We start from the raw sequence: 5,027 nt of genomic DNA, 5'->3' as shown, positions 1-5,027 counted from the left end.
ACAGGGGAGTGGTCGCTCATCCGCTGCTCGTAGCTCGGCTCACGATCGGTGCCCCCACTGATCGCAGCGGCAGCCAGCCCGGGCGTCGCGAGGTGGTAGTCGATGCGCCAGCCGGTGTCCTTGGTGAATGCTTGGCCGCGCCAGGTCCACCACGAGTTCGGACCGGGCTGAGCGGGGTGCAGCCTCCGAATCACGTCCACGAAGGTCCGCGGTGTCAGCATTCGGTCGAACCAGGCCCGCTCGTCGGGCAGGAAGCCCGAGTTGCGCTGATTGGCGCGCCAGTTGGTCAGGTCGAGCGGAGTGTGGGCGATGTTGAAGTCACCCATCACCAGGAACTCGCGACCCTCCCGGACGGCCTGTCGGCGGGCTCGGGTGAGATAGCTCGCCAGCGAGGCGAGAAAGCGCATCTTCCGCTGGTGCTTCTCAGGGTCGGCGTCCGGGCCCTCCCAGGAGGCCCCCTTCGGCACGTACAGCGAGCCCACGGTGAGCAGCGGTCCGGACGGCGGCTCCAGATCGACCTCGATATAGCGCCCTTCGTGGTCGAAGGCGCGGTTGCCGAAGCCCATCCGTACCGCGGACGGCGCCCAGCGGCTCAGCACCCCGACGCCGTTGCGGCCGGCCAACAGTCCCGGGTGGTAGGTGAGCCGATGCTCCGGCCAGGCGTCGGCGGGCAGTTCGTCGTGTGGGCAGCGCACCTCTTGGACGGCGACGACGTCCGGCTCGCGTCGGGCCAGCCATTCCCCGAAGCCGCGGCGTACGCACGCCCTGATTCCGTTCACGTTGGCACTGGCGATCCGCAGGGTGGAACTCACCCGGTCACGCTAGCGGCTACGCCCGGCATGCCCTCCGGGGGTCGCCGTGGGCGGGAAACCCTGGCGACCCCCGGAGGGATTCAGTGCGGCGTCGTCAGTGGAGCGTGATCCGGGCGGACGCGGCGCAGTAGCCGTAGATCCTGTCCAGTACCCCGCGCAGCGCCTCGGCACCGTCGGCGTTGCCCGCCTCCTCGGCCGTGTCCACCGCTCGCTCGATGGAGGCGACCAGGGTGGCGCCGCTGACGCCACCCTCGTTGGCTTCCACCAAGGCGCTGATCAGCGTCTGCGGGTGGGTGCCCGCCGCGACCTGCTGAAGCAGCGAGCCCAGTTGCGCGTCGACCTCCATGGAGCCCTCCTGTGCCGACACCTGGGTGCTGACCGTGCATGGCGTCGCCGGGTTCGGCGCCTTCTCCCAGAGTGCCACCGTGCCGGCCAGAGCGTTCTCATAGTCGGTCTCTGTCATCACTCTGGCGGCGCTGATCACGCCGTGGTCCGGGTCCTTGAAGGGGCCATCCGCCACCGGATCAGCGTGATACGCCAGCGAAGGGGGAAGGCTGTCGGTGTTGAGACGGAACATGACGCTTGGGTTCTTGCCGCCGTTGCCGCCGTTCGTTCCGTTCCAGGGCGCTCCCTTGGGTCGCCGGTGGGGCGGCAGGTTGCAGGGCGTCTTGCTGACGGACATCCCCTGGATCTTGTCGGCGGGCTGCGGAGACCGGGGTCCGACCCAGGCCTGCTCCGCCTCACTGAAGGTGATGACGTCGGGCGGCGGCTTCTGGTTCGGGTCCGTGCCGGCCCGGACGCCGAGGGCGTTGGCGTTCTGAGCCTCGACAAGGGGCGTGGTGGGGTCGCTGTTGAGCACCGACCACATGCCGCGATACACGTAGGCCATGGTGCGCCTCAGGCCTTGTGGTTGTAGGCGACCCAGCAGTAGCTGGCCACGCCCGCGGGGTTGTTGTCGGTGTCGTGTGCGGACGCCGTGACCATGTAGGTGTCCACGATCAGGTTGTCCCGGAAGTTGAAGCGCTTCGAGAACGGCGTCCAGTCCAGCGCCTCCTCGGCGAAGCGCTGCTGGAAGAGTGCACCCAGATTCTTGGAGATCTCGATCGAGTCGGGATCGCTGATGGAGTCCTTGAACACCGTCGACAAGTAGCTCTGGATGTTCTCGATGCCGTTGTGCTGTTCCCACACGATGATGTCCTCCCCGGCGGCGACCGGCAGGTCTCCGCTGGTCGGTTGCGAGGTCTCTCCGGCGTAGTAGTAGCCGTACTGGGTGGCGAAGTTGGTCTCGCAGTAGGTCCAGGTGTCCTTCTCGACGATCTCGCCGAGGTCGTCGCCGTTGGCCTTGACGTGTCCGGTGGGCAGGGTGCGGGCGACCGCCTGGACGGCCTCACCGGCCAGCAGTGCTTCGGCCGCCGTGGCCAACGCCTCAAGCGCGATCGGGGCGATGATCTTGACGACTTCCTTCACGGTCTGAGCCATGAATGTCTCCTTTGTTCGAGGCGAGTGAGCTTCTCGCCGGGGGTGTGCTCCCATCGTCGGAGTCACCATGCAGGAACGTCGTCACCAAATTTGGTGAACATCACTCGCCGGCTTTCCTGATCGGGAACGGCCCACGACCGATGCGCCATCGAGACCGCGGCGAGCTGCGACGATACGCCGAGCTTCGCGAGAATCGTCTTGATGTGAGTTCGGACGGTGTTCATCGAACGGTGACTGACATCGGCTATCTCGGAGGCCGCGTTGCCGTCCATCATGGCCAGCAGGATCGTCAGTTCGGACGAGGTCAGGCGGTCGAGCGCGACATGCTCCCGGACGCGTTCGCGCAGCCGGGTGATCACCAGCGGCGGGGGCCGGCGGTGCGTCGCGAGGCCGCGCAGCGCGCCGTCCACTCCGGCGACCAGGGGCAGAAACGGACCCGCCTGGTCGAGCACCGGAAAGCCGCGCTCGGCGAGCGCGATGAGCCAGCGATGGGATCGGACGGTGCCGACGCCGACGCAGGGTGGCAGGCGGGCGAGTGGCAGAGTGCTGACCGGGATGCCTCGGTCGTCCTCGAGAATCAGGATCAAGGGCGGTGGGCCGGGCGACAGATCCGCGGTCAGTGTGGCCGAGTCAGCGATCCATCCGCGACGGCCGAGCGCAGCACTCAGCGCAACGCCGATGGTGGCGGCTTCCGGAGCGAAGATCGTGACCGGCCTGGGCTGGCCGACGGCCAACCCAGCGTGGGGGGTGATCACGCCGGTTATCACAGCAGACACCTCGCGGCGAACCCACGCGGAATGGAAAGTGCGTCGACGGCTGGCTGAGCAAGCGCAACTCGTGCTACTCATCCCAGGCTTCAGGCATTGATTCTCGAGAGACTTTGAAGTACAAAGTAGTTTGTGAGCACGACAACGAGGCCCCGAAAGGTAGCGAGCGGAGCGCAGATCACGTCCTCACTCGTCACCGGGTGGGCGGTCGGCCTGCCGCTGCTGCGCATCGGATTGGTGGCCGCTGCGTCGGTGATCACCTGGGCCGTCGTCCAGCTGATAGAGCCAGGGATCGCCTTCCCGCCGCCCTCGTTGCTGGCGAGTCTCGCGATGTTCCCGGTGAACCTGATCTGCCTGTTCCTGGTCGCCCGGTTGCTCAAGCGGGTCGGCAGCTCGATCCGAGAACTCCTCGGATTCGACCGGCGCCGGCTGCTGACCGATCTACTCCAAGGGCTGCTCTGGGTACTGGTGCTCTATCTGCCGTTCGCGGGCACGATCATGTTGGTGACCTGGCTGCAGCACGGCGACCAGATGTTCGAGCGGATGCAGACCGTCTTCTTCGATCCGGCCGCCGTGCCCACGCTCAATCCGGTGGCCTGGACCATCCTCGGCATCCTTGCGGTGCTCACCTTCGCGCCCGTGAACGCGCCGACCGAGGAACTCGTCTACCGCGGCATCGGCCAGGGTGTGCTGGCCCGCCGGATACCGACCGCGCTGGCCGTGCTCAGCTCGGCCGTCCTGTTCGGCCTGCAGCACGTCTGGTACGCCGCGACTCCGGACGCGGTGCTGCCGCTGGCCTGTGCGTTCGTCGTCTGGGGTGCCGGCTCGGGCCTGATCTATCTGCGTCAGCGCCGGCTGATGCCGGTCGTCTTCGCCCATGGCCTGGTGAATCTGGTGTTCACGCTGCCGGCGCTGGCCATCCCGTACTTTCTCGCGAATGGAGGCTGATCATGGCTGACGACGAGGAGGCCCTGACTCCGGCCGAGATGCTGGCGCTGCTGGAGAGCCAGCAGCGCAGGGTCGAGGGCAAGCTCGGCAGATTCGTTCCGGCCATCCTGTTCGGCTGGGGTGTCGCCTGGTCGGTGGGGTTCATCGGGTTGTGGCTCGCGGACGGCGGCGCCGCCGGGTTCGTGCTGCCCTTCGAGGTGGCCGCGCCCCTGTTCGCCGGGTTGTTGCTGGCGGCCGGTGCGCTGTCCACCGTGCTCGGCATCCGTTCCGGACGCGGCCTGCGGCCGAGCAAGGAGAGCGCGTTCACCGGAATGGCGTACGGCAACCTGTGGTGGCTGGGCAGCCTGGGGGTGGTGGTGATCGGCCAGGCGCTGGTGGCCCGGGGAATGCCGGCCGACCTGCTGCGGATCTACTACCCGTCGGCGTTCATCCTCTTCTCCGGCGTGATGTACGTCGCGGCGGGCCTGCTCTGGCGTGCCCAGCCGATGGTGCTGCTCGGCGGCTGGTCGATCGTCGTGGCCGCGGTGGCGGCACTCGTCCCGCCGCCCACCCACTACCTGGTCTGCGCAATCGGCGGCGGTGGCGCCTACCTGCTCGTTGCCGTCTGGACGCTGTGGTGGTCCCGACGTGCCCGGCGCGGTGTGGCGGAGGCCACGCATGGCTGACCTCGACCCGGTCATCCACGCCCAGGCGCGGCTGCGGATCGTCGCCACCCTGGCCACCCTCGAACCGACCGAACAGATCTCCTTCCCGCGGCTGCAGGAACTGCTCGAAATGACGGCCGGCAACCTGTCCACCCATGCCAGGAAGCTGGAGGACGCCGGCTACGTCGCCGTCGAGAAGACCCACCGCGGCCGCATCCCGGTCACCTACCTGGCGCTCACCACCACCGGCCGGCGGGCCTTCGAGGACTACACCGCGCAGCTACGCACGCTGCTCGGCGGCGCGTCCCAGACCTGAACTCAGCGGTAGTTGGCGAACTGAACCGGGAAGTCGTAATCGGCTTCCTTGATCAGCCGCT

7 protein-coding genes are annotated in these 5,027 nt (G+C 67.8%); 3 read left to right on the top strand and 4 right to left on the bottom strand.

Annotation, left to right across the window (positions count from 1 at the left end; translation table 11 throughout):
- The 4 genes from Q0066_RS16460 to Q0066_RS16445 all read right to left on the bottom strand — a co-directional run.
- The coding region (locus Q0066_RS16460; RefSeq protein WP_298134977.1) for an exodeoxyribonuclease III at positions 1-800 on the bottom strand (800 nt) is incomplete at its 3' end.
- A 106-nt stretch (positions 801-906) separates the two neighbouring features.
- Entirely contained in the window at positions 907-1,701 is a 795-nt protein-coding gene (locus Q0066_RS16455) for a hypothetical protein (RefSeq protein ID WP_298134975.1), read from the bottom strand.
- Between the two features lie 8 nt (positions 1,702-1,709).
- Positions 1,710-2,291 carry a hypothetical protein gene (locus Q0066_RS16450; protein ID WP_298134973.1) on the bottom strand — a complete coding sequence of 194 codons (582 nt, stop codon included), beginning with the start codon at positions 2,289-2,291 and terminating at the stop codon, positions 1,710-1,712.
- 62 nt (positions 2,292-2,353) lie between these two features.
- Positions 2,354-3,025 (bottom strand): helix-turn-helix domain-containing protein, encoded by a 672-nt coding sequence (locus Q0066_RS16445; RefSeq protein WP_298134972.1) that lies wholly within the window; start codon positions 3,023-3,025, stop codon positions 2,354-2,356.
- Between the two features lie 165 nt (positions 3,026-3,190).
- Between Q0066_RS16445 and Q0066_RS16440 the strand changes: the two genes are divergently transcribed.
- The 3 genes from Q0066_RS16440 to Q0066_RS16430 are packed head-to-tail and all read left to right on the top strand — an operon-like array spanning position 3,191 to position 4,966.
- Positions 3,191-4,006 (top strand): type II CAAX endopeptidase family protein, encoded by an 816-nt coding sequence (locus Q0066_RS16440; RefSeq protein ID WP_298134970.1) that lies wholly within the window; start codon positions 3,191-3,193, stop codon positions 4,004-4,006.
- Positions 4,007-4,008: 2 nt separating this feature from the next.
- On the top strand, positions 4,009-4,671 hold the full coding sequence (locus Q0066_RS16435) for a hypothetical protein (RefSeq protein ID WP_298134967.1): 663 nt from the start codon (positions 4,009-4,011) through the stop codon (positions 4,669-4,671).
- Entirely contained in the window at positions 4,664-4,966 is a 303-nt protein-coding gene (locus Q0066_RS16430; RefSeq protein WP_298134965.1) for a transcriptional regulator, read from the top strand. The genes Q0066_RS16435 and Q0066_RS16430 overlap by 8 nt, the downstream gene beginning before the upstream one ends.
- Positions 4,967-5,027: the final 61 nt, after the last annotated feature.

The organism is Micropruina sp. (assembly GCF_027492755.1).
Lineage (GTDB): Bacteria > Actinomycetota > Actinomycetes > Propionibacteriales > Propionibacteriaceae > Micropruina.
Note: the sequence above shows the minus strand (reverse complement) of the source record. Positions and strands in the feature narration are given on the sequence as shown.